This window comes from Brachybacterium sp. SGAir0954, from assembly GCF_005490785.1.
In the GTDB taxonomy this organism is placed as follows: Bacteria; Actinomycetota; Actinomycetes; order Actinomycetales; family Dermabacteraceae; genus Brachybacterium; species Brachybacterium rhamnosum.
Map to the genome: position 1 here is coordinate 1,771,477 of NZ_CP027295.1, position 19,659 is coordinate 1,791,135.

Genomic DNA, 19,659 nt, shown 5'->3' on the forward strand with positions numbered 1-19,659 from the left:
ATGCCCCGCCACTTCCTGCGCGACGACGACCTGGCCCCGCACGAGCAGAAGGAGGTCCTCGCCCTCGCCCTCGAGCTGACCGCGGACCGCTTCGCGCGCCGGCCCTTCGAGGGACCGCGCACCGTCGCCGTCCTCTTCGACAAGTCCTCCACCCGCACCCGGGTCTCCTTCGCGACGGGCGTCGCGGAGCTCGGCGGCAGCCCCCTCGTCATGGAGGCCGGCTCGAGCCAGCTGGGGCGCGGCGAGTCGATCGCGGACACCACCCGCGTGCTCACCCGCATGGTCTCCACGATCGTGTGGCGCACCTTCGGGCAGGACCGGATCCGCGAGATGGCGGCGCACTCCACGGTGCCCGTGATCAACGCGCTCACGGACGAGTTCCACCCGTGCCAGATCCTCGCGGACCTCGTGACGATCGCCCAGCACACCGGGGGCCTCTCGGGCCTCGACGAGCCCGCGCTCGCCGGCCGCTCCCTCGCGTACCTCGGCGACGGGGCGAACAACATGGCGCACTCCTACCTGCTGGGCGGCGTGACCGCCGGGATGGACGTGCGCATCGCGGCTCCCGCGACCCACCTGCCCGACGGCGCGATCGTGCGCCGTGCCCAGGAGATCGCCGCCGGCACGGGCGGCGCGGTCACCGTGACCGACGACCCCGAGGCCGCCGCGCGCGGCGCGAGCGCCGTCGTCACCGACACCTGGGTGTCCATGGGGCAGGAGGGCGAGGCCGGCCGCGGCGAGGAGACCTTCCACCGCTACCAGGTCACCGAGCACCTCATGGACCTCTCGGGCGGGGTCTTCCTGCACTGCCTGCCCGCGTACCGGGGCAAGGAGGTCGCCGCCTCGGTGATCGACGGGCCCCGCAGCGTCGTCTGGGACGAGGCGGAGAACCGCCTCCACGCCCAGAAGGCGCTCATGACCTGGCTCGTCGAGCACCCGGACGCGCAGAGCGCCGAGCACGCCCTGCCTCGACGATCGAGCCGTCCGTGACGGAGACCCGGCGCGGCCTCGCGCAGACCAAGACCTCCCGACAGCAGCGGATCGCCTGGATCCTCACCCGCCAGGAGGTGGGCTCGCAGTCCCGCCTGGCGGAGCTCCTGGCGGACGAGGGGATCGAGGTCACCCAGGCCACCCTCTCGCGGGACCTCGTGGAGCTGCAGGCGGAGAAGGTCCGCGGCTCCTCGGGCAGCCTCGTGTACCGCACCCCTCCCGAGGGGGCGCTGCTCCGTCCCGCCGGCACCACCGGCGAGTCGGAGGTGCTCGAGGCGCGGCTGCCGCGGCTCGCGGAGGGTCTGCTCGTCTCCGCCGAGGCGAGCGCGAACCTCGTGGTCGTGCGCACCCCGCCGGGGGCGGCGCAGTATCTCGCCTCCGCCCTGGACCGTTCGGTGATGCCGGACGTCCTCGGTACCATCGCGGGGGACGACACGGTGCTGCTGATCGCGCGCGACCCCCTCGGCGGGGAGCGCCTCGCGGCGCGGCTGCTCGAGCTCGCGGACGGCCGAGCCGGCGCCGAGGATCCTGCCCCCTGACCCTGTCGCCCGCCCTGCCCCGCGGCTCGACATGCATGACCAGAACGACCGGAACCACCCCCAAGGAGCATCACCCGTGACCGAAAAGATCGTCCTCGCCTACTCCGGCGGCCTCGACACCTCCGTCGCCATCGGCTGGATCCACGACGCCACCGGCGCCGACGTCATCGCCTGCGCGGTGGACGTGGGCCAGGGCGGCGAGGATCTCGAGGTCATCCGCCAGCGCGCGCTGGACTGCGGCGCCGTCGAGGCGTACGTGGCCGACGCCCGCGACGAGTTCGCGGAGGAGTACTGCATGCCGGCCCTCAAGGCGAACTCCCTGTACATGGACGCCTACCCGAACGTCTCGGCGATCTCCCGCCCGGTGATCACGAAGCACCTCGTGAAGGCCGCGAAGAAGTTCGGCGCGACCACCGTCGCCCACGGCTGCACCGGCAAGGGCAACGACCAGGTGCGCTTCGAGGTCTCGATCACCTCGCTCGCCCCCGAGCTCAAGTGCATCGCCCCCGTCCGCGATCTCGCCCTGACCCGCGACCGCGCGATCGAGTACGCCGAGCGCAAGGGCCTGCCCATCGCGACGACGAAGCACAACCCCTTCTCGATCGACCAGAACGTGTGGGGCCGCGCCATCGAGACCGGCTTCCTCGAGGACATCTGGAACGAGCCCACGAAGGACGTCTACAACTACACCGACGACCCGGCCTTCCCGCCGGTCGCCGACGAGGTCGTCATCTCCTTCGAGCGCGGCGTGCCGGTCGCGATCGACGGCCGCACGGTCACCCCCCTCGAGGCGATCCAGGAGATGAACCGTCGGGCGGGCGCCCAGGGCATCGGCCGGATCGACATCGTCGAGGACCGCCTCGTGGGCATCAAGTCCCGTGAGGTGTACGAGGCCCCCGGCGCGATGGCCCTGATCACCGCGCACCAGGAGCTCGAGCGCGTGACCCTCGAGCGCGAGCAGGCCCGCTTCAAGCGCCAGGTGGGCGACCGCTGGACCGAGATGGTCTACGACGGCCAGTGGTTCTCCCCGCTGAAGAAGTCCCTGGACGCCTTCATCGAGGACACCCAGCGCTACGTGAACGGCGACATCCGCATGACGCTCCACGGCGGTCGCGCGACCGTCACCGGTCGTCGCAGCGAGACGGGCCTGTACGACTTCAACCTCGCGACCTACGACGAGGGCGACACCTTCGACCAGGCCAGCGCCCGCGGCTTCATCGACATCTACGGTCTCGCCGCGAAGCAGGCGGCGGCGCGCGACGTGGCCCTCGGCAACGGCGAGGACCTCAGCACCGAGGACGCGAAGTGACGTCGGCCCCCTCCTCCGATCCCGCCGGCGCCCCGGGCGCCTCGGCGGCCCTCTGGGGCGGCCGCTTCGGCTCGGGGCCGGCGGCGGCGCTCGCCGCGCTCTCGAAGTCCACGCACTTCGACTGGCGGCTCGCCCAGTACGACCTGCGCGGCTCGAAGGCGCACGCGAACGTGCTGCATGCGGCCGGGCTGCTCTCCGAGGACGAGCTGACCCGCATGCAGGAGGCGCTCGACGTGCTCGCGGCCGACGTCGCCTCGGGGGCGTTCGCCGCCGCGGAGGACGACGAGGACGTGCACACGGCCCTCGAGCGCGGCCTCATCGAGCGCGCGGGGACCGAGCTGGGCGGCAAGCTGCGCGCGGGCCGCTCCCGCAACGACCAGATCGCGACCCTCATCCGCCTGTTCATCCGTGACCAGGTGCGCGCGGTGGGGGACCGGGTGCTGGATCTCGTGGAGGTGCTCCTCGAGCGAGCCCGCGAGGTGCACGGCGTCCCCATGCCGGGGCGCACGCACCTCCAGCACGCGCAGCCGCTGCTGCTGAGCCACCACCTGCTCGCCCACGCCTGGCCGCTGCTGCGGGACGTGCAGCGCCTGCGGGACCTCGACGCCCGCACGGCCGTGTCCCCGTACGGCTCGGGCGCGCTCGCCGGTTCGAGCCTGGGGCTGGACCCGCAGGCCGTCGCCTCGGAGCTCGGCTTCGCGGACTCGGTGTGGAACTCGATCGACGGGACCGCCTCGCGGGACCTGACGGCGGAGTTCTCCTTCGTGCTGGCGATGATCGGCATCGATCTCTCGCGCCTCGCGGAGGAGGTCATCCTGTGGAACACGAAGGAGTTCTCCTTCATCACGCTGGACGACTCCTTCTCCACCGGCTCCTCGATCATGCCGCAGAAGAAGAACCCGGACATCGCGGAGCTCGCGCGCGGCAAGGCCGGGCGCATCGTGGGCGACCACGTGGGTCTGCTGACCACGCTCAAGGCGTTGCCGCTCGCGTACAACCGCGACCTGCAGGAGGACAAGGAGCCGGTCTTCGACCAGGTGGACTCCCTGGATCTCGTGCTGCCGGCGTTCACCGGGATGATGGCGACGCTCGTGTTCCACACGGAGCGCATGGCGGAGCTCGCCCCGCAGGGCTTCTCCCTCGCGACCGACATCGCGGACCATCTCGTGCGCGCCGGGGTGCCCTTCCGCTCGGCGCACGAGATCTCCGGCGCCTGCGTGAAGACCGCGGAGGAGCAGGGCAAGGAGCTCTGGGACCTCACGGACGCCGAGCTCACGGGGATCTCCGAGCACCTGGACCCCTCGGTGCGGGAGGTGCTCTCCGTGGAGGGCTCGATCGCCTCGCGCGATGCGAAGGGCGGCACCGCCCCGGTGCGCGTGGCCGAGCAGGGCGACGCCGTCGAGGCGCTGCTCGGGGATCTGCGCGGCTTCACCCGGGACCGCTGAGCTGCGCGGCCGCGTCCCGCTGACGCACCGCCGTCCCACCGCCGACGGGCGTCGACCTCCGGGTCGGCGCCCGTCGGCCGTCCTCGCTCTCCTCCTCGGCGTTCGCCTCCCGGCGGCACCGCGCGCGAAATGCCGTCGCGCCCCGGTCCGGGCCTGGGGGACAATGGACCGCGGCGCCCGATCGGGCGCCGACAGCAAACCTGGAGAGGAACCTGATCGATGCAGACCGTCCTGGACGACCTCGACTGGCGAGGACTCGTCGTGCAGACCACCGGGCGCGAGGCGCTCGGCAGCGCTCTGGCGGACGGACCGATCAGCCTCTATTGCGGCTTCGACCCGACCGCCGCCTCCCTGCACGTCGGCCACCTGACCCAGGTGCTCACGATGCGCCGCTTCCAGCTCGCGGGACATCGGCCCTTCGCCCTCGTGGGCGGGGCGACGGGTCTGATCGGCGACCCGCGGATGTCCGGGGAGCGCGTCCTGAACGACGAGTCGGTCGTCGCCGGCTGGGTGGAGTCGCTGCGCGGGCAGATCTCCCGCTTCCTCGACCTCGAGGGGGAGTTCGGCGTGCAGATGGTCAACAACCTCGACTGGATCGGAGAGATGAGCGCCCTGCAGTTCCTGCGGGACATCGGCAAGCACTACCGCATGGGGACGATGCTCGCGAAGGAGACGGTCGCGCGCCGGCTCGCGAGCGACGAGGGCATCAGCTACACGGAGTTCAGCTACCAGGTGCTCCAGGGCACCGATTACCTGGAGCTGCACCGTCGCCACGGCGTCACCCTGCAGTACGGGGGCAACGACCAGTGGGGGAACCTGCTCTCGGGCGTGGACCTCATCCACAAGGTCGAGGGCCACGACGCCCACGCGATGACCACCCCGCTCGTCACCAAGGCTGACGGCACGAAGTTCGGCAAGAGCGAGGGCGGGGCGATCTGGCTGGACGCGGAGCTGACGAGCCCGTACGCCTTCCACCAGTTCTGGCTGAACGCGGCCGACGCCGACGTCATGAACTACCTGCGGTTCTTCACGTTCCGTGAGCGGGAGGAGCTCGCCGAGCTCGAGCAGGCGACGCTCGAGGCGCCGCATCGTCGCGCGGCGCAGAAGCTCCTCGCCCAGGACATGACGACCCTCGTGCACGGGCAGGGGGCGACGGACCAGGCCGAGGCCGCCGCAGCTGTCCTGTTCGGCAAGGGGGACGTGCGCTCCCTGGACGAGCCGACGGTCCGCGCGATCGCCGGCGAGCTGCCCGGCGCCGAGCTCCCGGGTCACACGCCGCTCGTGGACGCGTTCATCGCCGCGGGGATCGTCGACTCCAAGGGCGCCGCCCGACGCGGGGCCGACGAGGGCGGTCTCTCGGTGAACGGCGAGAAGATCGCGACCGATCAGCTGACCGGAGAGATCGGCGCGCTGTCCCCGCTCCCCGGTGGCCACCTGCTCCTGCGGCGCGGCCGCAAGAGCGCGGCGATGGTCCGCCTCGCCGGCTGATCGCGGTCACCACCTTCTGGACGCCCTCGTCCGCACCCACCGGTGCGGGCGGGGGCGTCCGTCGTCGGTGTGATGCGGTGCGGTGCGGTGCCGGCCGTGCGCCGACCGGGGGAGAGCATCCGCGGAACAGTGCCCGGCGAGGGTGGACGGCTCCGCGGATAGCACGACGAGGTACCCGCCCGCACTTTTTGTCGCCCCGACGTGAGGCCACTCTCAAGGCTAGGTCACATCCACGTGAGCAAGGGATGACGCAAAGCCAGGAAAGTGACCCTGACCTGCACGGATGACCTCTACGCCGGGTGAATCGGGGGTGAACGATGCGGTTTGACGCCCCGCTCCGGTGCCCGTAATGTTTTCTCTTGTCAGCGCGACGGACGCCGAGACGGACGCACCGCCCCCCGAGAGGGAGCGGGGACGGACGAGGAGGCCGACGGAGCACGGGCCCGATCCTCTCGAGGATCGGCCGCACGGAGCGGGACACGGAGGGATCGCAGCGCGATCAGGAAGTGACCCGGACCACGCGGGTCGGAGTTGCGAAGGCCCCGAGGAACTGCTAGAGTAGTGACTCGCGCCGGAACGACGACGAGACAGAGTCGCCGAGCGGTCCATCCGAACGGCGCAGCACCTCGAAGTCCCACCGTCAGCGGTGTGGTGCCGATGTGTGCGTGTTGCTTGATATCTCAATAGCGTGTCTATTTGTTGATGCCAATATTTGATTGGCAGAATATACGGATGATTAGCAGTTACATGCTGGTTGTTTGTTTTTTTGTCAGGTTTATAGTTTTTCATGTTTTTTCATGGAGAGTTTGATCCTGGCTCAGGACGAACGCTGGCGGCGTGCTTAACACATGCAAGTCGAACGATGACGACCGAGCTTGCTCGGTCTGATTAGTGGCGAACGGGTGAGTAACACGTGAGCAACCTGCCCTTCACTCTGGGATAACCTCGGGAAATCGGGGCTAATACCGGATATGAGCTCCTGTCGCATGGCGGGTGTTGGAAAGTTTTTCGGTGAAGGATGGGCTCGCGGCCTATCAGTTTGTTGGTGAGGTAGTGGCTCACCAAGGCGATGACGGGTAGCCGGCCTGAGAGGGCGACCGGCCACACTGGGACTGAGACACGGCCCAGACTCCTACGGGAGGCAGCAGTGGGGAATATTGCACAATGGGCGAAAGCCTGATGCAGCGACGCCGCGTGAGGGATGACGGCCTTCGGGTTGTAAACCTCTTTCAGCAGGGAAGAAGCGAAAGTGACGGTACCTGCAGAAGAAGCGCCGGCTAACTACGTGCCAGCAGCCGCGGTAATACGTAGGGCGCAAGCGTTGTCCGGAATTATTGGGCGTAAAGAGCTTGTAGGTGGCTTGTCGCGTCTGCCGTGAAAACCCGAGGCTCAACCTCGGGCGTGCGGTGGGTACGGGCAGGCTAGAGTGTGGTAGGGGAGACTGGAACTCCTGGTGTAGCGGTGAAATGCGCAGATATCAGGAAGAACACCGATGGCGAAGGCAGGTCTCTGGGCCATTACTGACACTGAGAAGCGAAAGCATGGGGAGCGAACAGGATTAGATACCCTGGTAGTCCATGCCGTAAACGTTGGGCACTAGATGTGGGGAACATTCCACGTTTTCCGCGTCGTAGCTAACGCATTAAGTGCCCCGCCTGGGGAGTACGGCCGCAAGGCTAAAACTCAAAGGAATTGACGGGGGCCCGCACAAGCGGCGGAGCATGCGGATTAATTCGATGCAACGCGAAGAACCTTACCAAGGCTTGACATGCACCGGACGACTCCAGAGATGGGGTTTTCTTCGGACTGGTGCACAGGTGGTGCATGGTTGTCGTCAGCTCGTGTCGTGAGATGTTGGGTTAAGTCCCGCAACGAGCGCAACCCTCGTTCCATGTTGCCAGCGCGTAATGGCGGGGACTCATGGGAGACTGCCGGGGTCAACTCGGAGGAAGGTGGGGACGACGTCAAATCATCATGCCCCTTATGTCTTGGGCTTCACGCATGCTACAATGGCCGGTACAAAGGGTTGCGAAACTGTGAGGTGGAGCGAATCCCAAAAAGCCGGTCTCAGTTCGGATTGGGGTCTGCAACTCGACCCCATGAAGTCGGAGTCGCTAGTAATCGCAGATCAGCAACGCTGCGGTGAATACGTTCCCGGGCCTTGTACACACCGCCCGTCAAGTCACGAAAGTCGGTAACACCCGAAGCCAGTGGCCCATCCTCGTGAGGGAGCTGTCGAAGGTGGGATCGGTGATTGGGACTAAGTCGTAACAAGGTAGCCGTACCGGAAGGTGCGGCTGGATCACCTCCTTTCTAAGGAGCTACACCAATGATTGGTGGCTGTCTGCTCACCCGCGTGTGGTGAGGATGGTTGCTCAAGGGTGGAACATCAACGAAGAGGCACTTCGCCGGCGGTGACCGGCTCCAGTACGACCTGCTCTCGAGTGGGTGTGGAACGAGCGGTGGTCATGGTGGGTTCGAGGTGGAGGCACGCTATTGAGTTGTGAGGCTGCACGCAGCCCTGTCACCGGTCTTCGGGTCGGTGCGGGGTGTGTGGCTGGTCCTCCCCTGCATGGTCGGCGCGGTTGCGTTGGTGGTGTGGGTGTGGGGTTGCTTCTTGAGAACTACATAGTGGACGCGAGCATCTTGTAAGCAATTTTAGTGTCTTTGTGTTGCCAAGTCTTAAAGGGCACACGGTGAATGCCTTGGCAAGAGGAGCCGATGAAGGACGTGGGAGTCTGCGAAAAGCCTCGGGAAGGTGACAACCGACCTGTGATCCGAGGATGTCCGAATGGGGAAACCCACCAGGGGTCATGCCCTGGTACCCGCCACTGAATGTATAGGTGGTGTGGAGGGAACGCGGGGAAGTGAAACATCTCAGTACCCGCAGGAAGAGAAAACAAATAGTGATTCCGTGAGTAGTGGCGAGCGAAAGCGGATGAGGCTAAACCAAGCCTGTGTGATACCCGGCAGGGGTTGCAGGTTGGGGGTTGTGGGACGTGCTGGACTGTTCTGCCGGACGGTCGACGTGAATGTGTGATGGTAGTCGAAGTCGTGTTGAGTGCGACGGCGTAGAGGGTGTGACCCCCGTAGACGAAACTGTTGCATGGCGTTGAGTGCTGTTCCCGAGTAGCACCGGACCCGTGAAATCCGGTGTGAATCTGCCAGGACCACCTGGTAAGCCTGAATACTACCTCTTGACCGATAGCGGACAAGTACCGTGAGGGAAAGGTGAAAAGTACCCCGGGAGGGGAGTGAAATAGTACCTGAAACCGTGTGCTTACAATCCGTCGGAGCCTTACGGGGTGACGGCGTGCCTTTTGAAGAATGAGCCTGCGAGTTAGTGGTCGGTGGCGAGGTTAACCCGTGTGGGGTAGCCGTAGCGAAAGCGAGTCTGAACGGGGCGTTCAGTCGCCGGCTCTAGACCCGAAGCGAAGTGATCTATCCATGGGCAGTGTGAAGCGCGGGTAAGACCGCGTGGAGGCGCGAACCCACTTCAGTTGAAAATGGAGGGGATGACCTGTGGATAGGGGTGAAAGGCCAATCAAACTTCGTGATAGCTGGTTCTCCCCGAAATGCATTTAGGTGCAGCGTTGCGTGTTTCGTGCCGGAGGTAGAGCACTGGATAGGCGATGGGCCCCACCGGGTTACTGACCTTAGCCAAACTCCGAATGCCGGTACGTGAGAGCGCAGCAGTGAGACTGTGGGGGATAAGCTTCATAGTCGAGAGGGAAACAGCCCAGAACATCAGCTAAGGCCCCTAAGCGTGTGCTAAGTGGAAAAGGATGTGAAGTTGCTGAGACAACCAGGAGGTTGGCTTAGAAGCAGCCACCCTTGAAAGAGTGCGTAATAGCTCACTGGTCAAGTGATTTTGCGCCGACAATGTAGCGGGGCTCAAGTACACCGCCGAAGCTGTGTCATTCCGGTTCTGCCGGGATGGGTAGGGGAGCGTCGAGCAGCCAGCGAAGCCGCGGGGGAACCCAGTGGTGGAGGCTGTTCGAGTGAGAATGCAGGCATGAGTAGCGAAAGACGGGTGAGAAACCCGTCCGCCGATTGATCAAGGGTTCCAGGGCTAGGTTAATCCGCCCTGGGTTAGTCGGGACCTAAGGCGAGGCCGACAGGCGTAGTCGATGGACATCGGGTTGATATTCCCGAACCGATCGTAGGAGGACCCATACCGAGGCAGTCGATGCTAACCACCCGATCAGTCCTCTTGCCCTTCGGGGTGAGGGATGCTGTGAGGCTGGGAACCAAGGTTGTAGTAGGTCAGCGCGAGGGATGACGCAGAGAGGTAGCTTCCGCGGACTTAATGGAATAGTCCGTCTAAGCGTGCAGCCCGACCCCGGGTAATGCTGGGGTCATCCAGGGTGAGACGTGATGGGGATCCCGTATGGGCGTAGGTGAGTGATCCTGTACTGCCAAGAAAAGTTCCGGCGTGACGAATACGGTCGCCCGTACCCTAAACCGACTCAGGTGATCAGGTAGAGAATACCAAGGCGTTCGAGAGAATCGTGGTTAAGGAACTCGGCAAAATGCCCCCGTAACTTCGGGAGAAGGGGGGCCTGAAGGGTGAGAGCCCTGAGGGCCGCAGAGACCAGGGAGAAGCGACTGTTTACTAAAAACACAGGTCCGTGCGAAGTCGTAAGACGCTGTATACGGACTGACGCCTGCCCGGTGCTGGAAGGTTAAGAGGACCGGTTAGCTCTTTGGAGCGAAGCTGAGAATTTAAGCCCCAGTAAACGGCGGTGGTAACTATAACCATCCTAAGGTAGCGAAATTCCTTGTCGGGTAAGTTCCGACCTGCACGAATGGCGTAACGACTTCTCCACTGTCTCAACCGCGAACTCGGCGAAATTGCATTACGAGTAAAGATGCTCGTTACGCGCAGCAGGACGGAAAGACCCCGGGACCTTTACTATAGTTTGGTATTGGTGTTCGGAACGGCTTGTGTAGGATAGGTGGGAGACTGGGAAGCATTCACGCTAGTGAGTGTGGAGTCGTTGTTGAAATACCACTCTGGTCGTTCTGGATTCCTAACCTCGGTCCGTGATCCGGATCAGGGACAGTGCCTGATGGGTAGTTTAACTGGGGCGGTTGCCTCCCAAAAAGTAACGGAGGCGCTCAAAGGTTCCCTCAGCCTGGTTGGCAATCAGGTGTTGAGTGTAAGTGCACAAGGGAGCTTGACTGCGAGACAGACATGTCGGGCAGGTGCGAAAGCAGGAACTAGTGATCCGGCACCTCATTGTGGAATGGGTGTCGCTCAACGGATAAAAGGTACCCCGGGGATAACAGGCTGATCTTGCCCAAGAGCTCATATCGACGGCATGGTTTGGCACCTCGATGTCGGCTCGTCGCATCCTGGGGCTGGAGTTGGTCCCAAGGGTTAGGCTGTTCGCCTATTAAAGCGGTACGCGAGCTGGGTTTAGAACGTCGTGAGACAGTTCGGTCCCTATCCGCTGCGCGCGTTGGATATTTGAGAAGACCTGTCCCTAGTACGAGAGGACCGGGATGGACTGACCTCTGGTGTGCCAGTTGTTCTGCCAAGTGCATGGCTGGTTGGCTACGTCGGGAAGGGATAACCGCTGAAAGCATCTAAGCGGGAAGCCTGCTTCAAGATGAGATATCCGTGCCCCTTGTGGGTGAGAGGCCCCCAGTAGATGACTGGGTTGATAGGCCAGATGTGGAAGCACAGCAATGTGTGGAGCTGACTGGTACTAATGGCCGATGACTTATCAACATCAAAGTTTTTGTTTGCTGGTGTTCGCGTCCACTGTGTGGTTCTGGAGAAGCAACTCCTGCCACTGCGTCCCCTGGTCGGGGGTGTGGTTGGTCAGGGCTGGTTGGTCTCGCCGTGTTACGGCGGTCATAGCATCGAGGAAACGCCCGGTTCCATTCCGAACCCGGAAGCTAAGCTCGATTGCGCCGATGGTACTGCACTCGGGAGGGTGTGGGAGAGTAGGTCGCCGCCGGACATCTTCATCGGGAAGGGTGGAGGACGTCGCTGGGGTGCTCGTGAGAGTGTCTCGCCGTCCCCCGCCCTTCCCTTTTTTCATGCCCCATTGCAGGTCGAGGCGTCCGGAGAGTACTCACGTCGTCGCCTGCACGTCTTCGACGCACCGTGTCAGTGCGCGAGCAGGCGTGTGGCGTTGGCCCGCTCGGGACCATGCGCTCGGGGCGCGAGGTGCCACGCCGGGTAGACTTCAGCGGCGCACCGGGGGCAGGAACGCCCCTCGCGTCGGGCCTCGGCCCGCCACCGTTCTTCGTCCGTCGGTCCGCCGGCGAGCGCCGACCCTCAGGAGAGCCATGCCGTCCTCGCTGCCGGCCGTTCCCGACATCGACGACGTGATCGCGGATCGCATCGTCGAGCGCCTCGTCGAGGTGGAGGAGCAGCTTCGTCAGTCCGTGGCCACGAGCGACGACATGGTGCGGTGGACGGGCAGGCACCTCATGGACGCCGGCGGCAAGCGCGTGCGTCCCATGCTGACGCTTCTCGCCGCCTCCCTCGGGGACGTCGACGCGGCGGGCGTGGTCGACGCGGCCGTGCTCGTCGAGCTCACGCACCTCGCGAGCCTGTACCACGACGACGTCATGGATTCCGCGACGACCCGGCGCGGCGCCCGCAGTGCGCACGCGATCTGGGGCAACAACGTCGCCATCCTCACCGGCGACTTCCTGTTCGCCCGTGCGAGCGGGCTGAGCGCGAGCATCGGCACCGAGGCCGTGCGTCTGCACTCCCACACCTTCGAGCGCCTGTGCCTGGGGCAGCTGCACGAGACCGTCGGCCCCACCGAGAAGGACGATCCCTTCGAGCACTACATCTCCGTGCTCGCGGACAAGACCGCCTCGCTGCTCGCCCTCGCCGGCCAGCTCGGCGCCCTCCTCGGCGGTGCGGGGGAGAGCGCGGCGGAGATCATGCGCCGTTACGGCGAGAAGGTCGGTGTCGCCTTCCAGCTCGCCGATGACGTCCTCGACCTCGCGAGCGACGCGGGCACGAGCGGGAAGACCCCCGGGATCGACCTCCGTGAGGGCGTGCCGACCATGCCGACCCTCATCGTGCGCCGGCGGGCCGCCCAAGCCCCCCAGGACGAGCGCACCGCTGAGATCGTCCGTCGGCTCGACGGCGACCTCGAGGACGACGCCGAGCTCGGTGCGCTCGTCGCGCTGCTGCGGGAGGACCCGGCGCTCGAGGAGACCCGTCAGCTCGCCGAGCGCACCGCGGCGGAGGCCATCGCCGTGCTCGAGGAGCTTCCCGAGGGGTCGGTCCGTGAGGCCCTCATCACGTTCACCTCGACCCTGGTGCAGCGTCGCCGCTGAGCCCGGACCAGGCCCTCCTCCCGCGGGGGACCGTCCCTGCCCAGGTGGGGCGCGTTGTGGACACATGGCGCTGAACGCGGCCTTTGAGTACCCTGATCGGGTCGTGCATACGGTGGTCCGAGCCCGGGGGAGGTCCTGACCGGTCGACCGGACCCACAGGGTCGGTCGCCCGCACAGCGCCCGCCTCGGTGCGGAGGCCCGGTGCGGTTCCCCGGAGTTCCGCCCGTCCTCAGCACAGGTGCTCCGCGTCCACGACTCTCGAGCGAGTCTTCATGGGGGAACGAGCATGTCCGTCGACACCGGTGCGATCCGCCGTCGCCGTCGAACCGGCGCGATCTCCGCCGCGGTCCTGGCGATCGCCTCGCTCGTCATCACGGGGTTCGCGATCCACCACCCTGGACTGAGCTCCTCCGTGGTCGACGTCAACAACGGCGGGGTCTGGGTCACCAACCGCCACGAGGGCCTCATGGGCCGCCTCAACGTCGACGCGCAGGAGCTCGACGCCCGCATCGCACAGACAGGCGACGACCTCGGACTGCTGCAGTCCGGCTACGACGTCATCGAGACCGGTCCGCGCGGTTTCACGCCCATCAACACCGAGGGCCTCTCCCGCGGCGGCGTCGTCGAGCTCGCCACGGGCAGCCAGGTGAAGCTCGGCGGGGACCGCGTCGCGATCGCCTCCCCGGACGGCAAGGTCTGGGTCATGTCCCCGGACGAGGCCGCCGCCTTCACCCCCTCCGGCGCGGATCCCGTCTACGAGTCCCAGGGCACGCCTCCGCGCATCGCGGTGAGCACCGAGGGCACCGTGTTCGTCCTCGACGGCGACCAGCTGCTCACCTTCCCCCGCGAGCCCAACACGCGCAACACCAAGAAGGTCGCCCGCAAGCCGGTCACGATCAGCGGCGTCTCGTCCAAGCCGGAGTCCCTCCAGCTGTCGACCGTCGGCGAGGAGCCGGTCATCCTCGACGCGGAGAACCAGCTGCTGCGCCTGGGAACCAAGGGCAAGGACGTGAGCCTCGTCGACCAGGGGGTCGCCTCCCTCGAGGACGCCAAGCTCCAGCAGCAGAGCACCGAGTCCGACCAGGTGGCCGTCGCCACCGCCGATGCGCTGTTCCTCGTCCCCCTCGGCGGCGGTGACCCGCAGAAGATCCCCGCCGGCGGCAACGGTGAGCCGACGGAGCCGGCACAGGCCAAGGGCTGCGCCTACGGGGCCTGGTCCGCCTCGAACCGCTACGTGCGTGCCTGTGAGGGTCAGGAGCCCGTGCCCGAGGCGGTCCCGGACACGCACGGGGGCGAGGAGCTCACCCTTCGCGTGAATCATGACCTCGTGGTCCTCAACGACCAGGAGTTCGGCCTCTCCTGGATGATCGCCGAGCAGATGCAGGTCGTCGACGACTGGGTCATCACCCAGGACATCGAGACCAGCACGGCGAAGGAGAAGGAGAAGGAGACGCTCACGACCACGATCACCAACGTGGCCGCCGAGCGCGACAAGGAGAACCGCAAGCCCACCGCGAACGTCGACGAGTTCGGCGTGCGCGCCGGCCAGAGCATCGTGCTGCCGGTCGTGCGCAACGACACCGACCCCGACGGCGACGTGCTCACCGTCGGCGTGAAGGGTCGCGGGCCGTCGATCGGGACCGTGACACCCATCGAGGGGGACACCCAGCTGCAGGTGGACGTCGCGGACGACGCCACCGGCTCCCAGACCTTCGCCTACACGGCGGACGACGGCCGCGGCGGCACGGACACGGCGACCGTGACGCTGAACGTCGTCCCGGAGGGCGAGAACTCCGCCCCCCGGCCCGCCGAGGACCGCCTCACCAAGGTGCAGGTGCGCTCCGGCGAGTCCGTCTCGCTCAACATCCTCCCGTACTGGGAGGACCCCGACGGGGACGCCTTCTACCTCTCCAACGCCACCATGGAGCCGGAGGACATCGTCTCCTTCACCCCGGACGGCCGCCTCACGATCAACGACGCGGGCCTCACGACGGGGAAGAAGGAGGTCACCCTCCAGGTCCGCGACGAGAACGGCGAGGTGGGGGAGGGGACCCTCGAGATCGAGGCCGTCGCGGACGCCGACCTCACCCCGATCACGACCGCGGACCACGTCAGCATCGTCCAGGGCCGCTCCGCGACGATCAAGCCGCTCGCCAACGACCTCAACCCCAACGGCGGCGACCTCGAGCTCACGAACGTCTCGAAGGACGACCGCCTCGAGATCGACCCCGCGCTCGAGGCCGGCACCGTCAAGGTCTCCGGACAGGAGCCCGGCACCTATTACCTCGACTACGCGGTCGCCTCGAGCGGCACCACCGAGACCTCGCCGGGCGTGATCCGTGTGGACGTGCTGCCCGAGAGCTCCGAGGAGCTCGTGCCCGTCGCCGTGGACGACATGGGCACCGTCACCACCGGCACCGAGACCCTCATCGACCCGCTGCAGAACGACGTGGACCCCACCGGCGGCGTGCTCGTGGTCAACGGTGTGGACGTCCCCGAGGGCAGCGGGCTGAAGGCGACGGTCGTCGGCCACAGCCTGCTGCGGATCGAGGCGGAGCCCGGGGCCGAGGTCACGGGCCGTCCCGTGCCGCTCACCTACCACGTCGCGAACTCCGCCGGTCGGAGCGAGGGCACGGCCCGTGTCATGCTCGCCCAGACCGACACCCAGTTCGCGAACCCCGTCACCGTCCCCGACCGCGCGACGGTCCGCGCGGGGGACATGGTGCTCATCGACGCCCTCGACAACGACTCCTCGCCCACCGGCTCCGACCTCACCGTCGAGAAGCTCCTGGACACCGAGAGCGCCGACGCGAAGGGACGTCTCGAGGTCACCGAGGACAGGATCCGCTATCTCGCGGACCCGGGCACGAGCGGCGAGGTCACGCTCACCTACCAGGTGATCGACGAGACCGGCCGCCGTGGATCCGCACGGGTGACGATCTCGATCATCGCCGAGGACGCCGCGAACACCCCACCGCGGCCGGAGAACCTCACCGCCCGGACCGTCTCCGGCACACCGGTGCGGATCCCCGTGCGCACCACCGGGGTGGACCCCGACGGCGACTCCGTCATCATCACCGGCATCGCCTCCCCGGCACCCTCGCTCGGCGAGGTCACCGAGACCACCGGCGAGTGGATCGAGTACACCCCGCACGACGGCGCGACCGGCACGGACCGCTTCCGCTATCAGGTGATGGATCGCAGCGGCGCCGTCGGCACCGCCGAGGTGCAGGTCGGCATCGCCGCCCCGAGCGAGCAGAACCAGCCCCCGTACGCCGTCAACGACACGGTCGAGGTGCAGCCGGGCCGCGACGTCCAGGTCCCGGTGCTCGCCAACGACACCGACCCCGAGGGGGCGCCGCTCTCCGTGGACGCCGGCCAGGTGGAGGCGATCAGCGAGATCGAGGTCGCGCCCCAGGAGGAGTCCCCCGAGGGCATGGTCACCGTGACCACCCCCGAGGAGCCCGGCACCCACACCGTGCAGTACGCCGCGAGCGACGGCCAGCTCTCCAGCACCGGGACGATCACCGTCAAGGTGAACCCCGACGCGCCGCTGCTCGCCCCGATCGCCCGCGACGACTTCGTCTCCCCGGACGACGCCCTCGACCCCGAGATCGAGTACGTGGACGTCGACGTGAGGGCGAACGACGCCGACCCGGACGGTGCGACCACCGACCTCGAGGTGACCCTGCCCGACGGCGCGCCCGAGGGCACGCAGGCCCGCGACGACGGCACCGTGCGCGTCACCCCGCAGGAGGAGCAGCAGCGCATCCGCTACCGCGTCGAGGACCCGGACGGCCTCGAGGCCTACGGCTACATCTGGGTGCCGGGCACCGCGAAGCAGCCCCCCGTGTGGGTGGGCGAGCCGGTCACCGTCGACTTCGAGGGCGAGGCCAGCATCGACCTCTCGAGCCCCGAGAACGTGCGCGTGCGCCCCGGCGCCGAGGCCGCGACGATCACCGACGCCGAGAGCGTCTCCGCGGACCACGCCGACGGCTCGCAGCTCGTCACGGACGCCTCGACGATCACCTACCGCCCCGCCGCGGGCTTCTCCGGCCAGGACACCGTGTCGGTCGAGGTCTCCGACGGCGCGAGCGGGGACGCGACCGCGGCGACCGCGACACTCGCCATCCCGATCGAGGTGAAGCCCTCGACGGAGAAGGAGGAGAACCTCCCGCCCACCTTCCAGGGCGCCTCGCTGCGGGTCGAGCAGGGCGAGTCCTCGCCCCCCGTGGACCTCTCGGCCGGCGCGGAGGACCCCGAGGGGGACGAGCTCGAGTACGCCCTCGCCGCCGTGCCGGAGGGCAAGGGCGTCGACGTCGCGCTCGAGGGCAGCACGCTCACCGCGACGGCGTCGACGACGGCCGTCAAGGGGACGATCATCGACGTGCCCGTCACGGTCACCGACGGCAGCCACGACCCTGTCACGGCCTCCGTGCAGGTCAACGTCACCGGGTCGAACCGGCCGCTGATCTCCGCCGGCCTCGACACCGCGACGATCGACGCGGGGAAGACCGGCACGGTCGACGTGCTCGCCAACGACTCCAACCCCTTCGAGGACGGGAAGCGGACGATCGAGAGCGCCCGGGCGACCGCGGGCGAGGGGAAGGCCGAGGCCAAGGGCGACCAGGTCGAGATCTCCCCGGACGCCGGCTTCCACGGCACCCTCACCGTGGAGTACGCGGTGCTCGACGACACCGGCGACCCCGACCGCCGCGTCACCGGCGAGGTCCGCGTGACCGTGCGGGACGTGCCGAAGGCGCCGTCGGCCCCGCGCATCGGCGAGGTGGGCGACGGCAGCGTCGAGCTGAGGTTCTCCGCCGGGGACGACAACGGCGCCCCGATCACCGGGTACACCGTGACCCCCGCGGGCGGATCGGCGAAGCCGACGCAGTGCCCCGCGACCTCGTGCACGATCACCGGGCTCGCCAACGACACCGAGTACACCTTCCGGGTCACCGCCACCAACGAGGTGGGGGAGTCGGAGCCGTCCGTCGCCTCCGCCAAGGCTCGGCCGGACGTGAAGCCGGAGAAGCCCGCCGCGCCCTCCGCCGAGCGCGGTGACACCCGCCTCGGCGTGACATGGTCCGCCCCCGAGAACCGCGGTTCCGCGATCCAGTCCTACGACGTGCAGATCCAGGACACCGCGACCGGGCAGACGGAGGCCGTGAACGTCGAGGGCGGCGCGACCACGCACGAGTTCTCCGAGCTCACCAACGGCACCGACTACCGCTTCCGGGTGCGCGCCATGAACCTCGCCGACGACCCCTCGGACTGGTCCGCCTGGTCCGCCCCCGAGCACCCGGCCGGCAAGCCCGGCAAGCCCGGCGGGAAGATGGAGGCCTCGCGCGTCAACGATCCGATCGGCGGCGGCGTGACCGTCACCTGGCCCGCGATGACCACCGCCGAGTCCAACGGCGAGCCGATCACGCAGTACGTGATCACCGCCTCCGGCGGGCAGGAGAAGACCGTCACGGCGCGGAGCGGCACGAACTCGTACACCTTCCGCGGCCTCGACGAGGACACCGAGTACTCCTTCACCTACACCGGCGTGAACTCGGTGGGCACGGGCACCTCCGCCTCGGCGGCCTCGAACAAGGTCGTGCCCTGGGCGAAGCCCGAGGCACCGGGGAAGGTGACCGCGAAGCTGCCGGACGAGGGGAAGGGCGCCGGTCCCAACGGACGCGTGGACGTCTCCTGGGAGAAGGCCGACGGCGGCGGCACACGGGTCAAGGACTACGTGGTCAGCTGGTCCGGGAAGACGAAGATCGTGGACGCCTCGCAGAACTCGACCCGGATCGAGGGGCTGACGAACGGGAAGGCCTACACCTTCACCGTCAAGGCGCGGAACCGCTTCGAGGGCGGCGAGAGCGACTACTCGAAGGCGTCCAACAGCGTCACCCCGTACACGACGCCCGCGGCGCCGAGCGTCTCCGCCGCTCCCGGCAGCTGCTCCGGCAGCTCCTGCTCGGTCACCTTCTCCTCCTCCGCCAACGGCAGCGGCGGGGCGGACCCGGTGACCCTCACCTGCAGCATCGACGGCGGTGCGTTCGGCGACTGCCCGGGCTCGGTGAGCGGCTCGAGCGGGCAGAAGCACACGATCACGGTGCGGGCGAGGAACCGCGGCGGGCTCGTCAGCGAGGCGAGCGCCGAGGCGAACGCCCCGACCGCGACGCCCACCCCGAGCGTCTCGGGCGAGGGGACCGTGGGCGACGCGAGCCATGAGAAGGGCTGCACGACGAGACGCGGCTGCTACTACATCGACTTCACGGTCTCGGGCCTCGATCCGAACACGACCTACACCTACTGCGTGAAGGGTGAGGGCCTCGCCGGCGGGAACTGCTGGTACCCCACGACCGACGGCAGCACCGCCACCACCGGGACCCTGACCACGGACGGCAACGGCAGGTGGCAGCTGCACGGCGACGGCCGGAAGCCCTACTGGGGCAATCCCAACAAGGCCGTCTGGATCTGGGTCGAGAAGGATGGGAGGTCCGCCGACTCCAACAAGGTCTATCCGGTGAAGTGACCGCCTCCCCGCGCCGTACCGCCCCCGACCACCCCACTCCGACCC

The 19,659-nt window shown here is 67.3% G+C and carries 7 protein-coding genes and 3 rRNA genes; all 10 read left to right on the forward strand.

Annotated elements, in window-relative coordinates; translation table 11 throughout:
- The 10 genes from argF to C1N80_RS08080 all read left to right on the forward strand — a co-directional run bounded on the left by argF (nt 1) and on the right by C1N80_RS08080 (nt 19,614).
- A complete protein-coding gene (gene argF, locus C1N80_RS08035; protein ID WP_137770291.1) occupies nt 1-990 on the forward strand; it encodes an ornithine carbamoyltransferase in 990 nt (329 codons plus the stop codon).
- A complete protein-coding gene (locus C1N80_RS08040; RefSeq protein WP_137770292.1) occupies nt 987-1,529 on the forward strand; it encodes an arginine repressor in 543 nt (180 codons plus the stop codon). Before argF ends, C1N80_RS08040 begins: the two co-directional genes overlap by 4 nt.
- A 76-nt stretch (nt 1,530-1,605) precedes the next feature.
- On the forward strand, nt 1,606-2,838 hold the full coding sequence (locus tag C1N80_RS08045; RefSeq protein WP_137770293.1) for an argininosuccinate synthase: 1,233 nt from the start codon (nt 1,606-1,608) through the stop codon (nt 2,836-2,838).
- Complete coding sequence (argH, locus tag C1N80_RS08050) at nt 2,835-4,283, forward strand: argininosuccinate lyase (protein WP_137770294.1); 1,449 nt, start codon at nt 2,835-2,837, stop codon at nt 4,281-4,283. Before C1N80_RS08045 ends, argH begins: the two co-directional genes overlap by 4 nt.
- A 219-nt stretch (nt 4,284-4,502) precedes the next feature.
- Nucleotides 4,503-5,771 (forward strand): tyrosine--tRNA ligase, encoded by a 1,269-nt coding sequence (gene tyrS / locus C1N80_RS08055; protein ID WP_137770295.1) that lies wholly within the window; start codon nt 4,503-4,505, stop codon nt 5,769-5,771.
- Nucleotides 5,772-6,565: 794 nt separating this feature from the next.
- Nucleotides 6,566-8,084: ribosomal RNA gene (locus C1N80_RS08060) — 16S ribosomal RNA — on the forward strand.
- A 360-nt stretch (nt 8,085-8,444) separates the two neighbouring features.
- Nucleotides 8,445-11,508 (forward strand): 23S ribosomal RNA (locus C1N80_RS08065).
- 118 nt (nt 11,509-11,626) lie between these two features.
- Nucleotides 11,627-11,743, forward strand: a 5S ribosomal RNA gene (gene rrf, locus C1N80_RS08070).
- Together the 16S, 23S and 5S rRNA genes form the textbook arrangement of a ribosomal RNA operon.
- Before the next feature lie 331 nt (nt 11,744-12,074).
- The gene (locus tag C1N80_RS08075) at nt 12,075-13,085 is read left to right on the forward strand and encodes a polyprenyl synthetase family protein (RefSeq protein ID WP_137770296.1); all 1,011 of its coding nucleotides are present in this window, start codon (nt 12,075-12,077) and stop codon (nt 13,083-13,085) included.
- A 286-nt stretch (nt 13,086-13,371) separates the two neighbouring features.
- Complete coding sequence (locus C1N80_RS08080; protein ID WP_137770297.1) at nt 13,372-19,614, forward strand: Ig-like domain-containing protein; 6,243 nt, start codon at nt 13,372-13,374, stop codon at nt 19,612-19,614.
- Nucleotides 19,615-19,659: the final 45 nt, after the last annotated feature.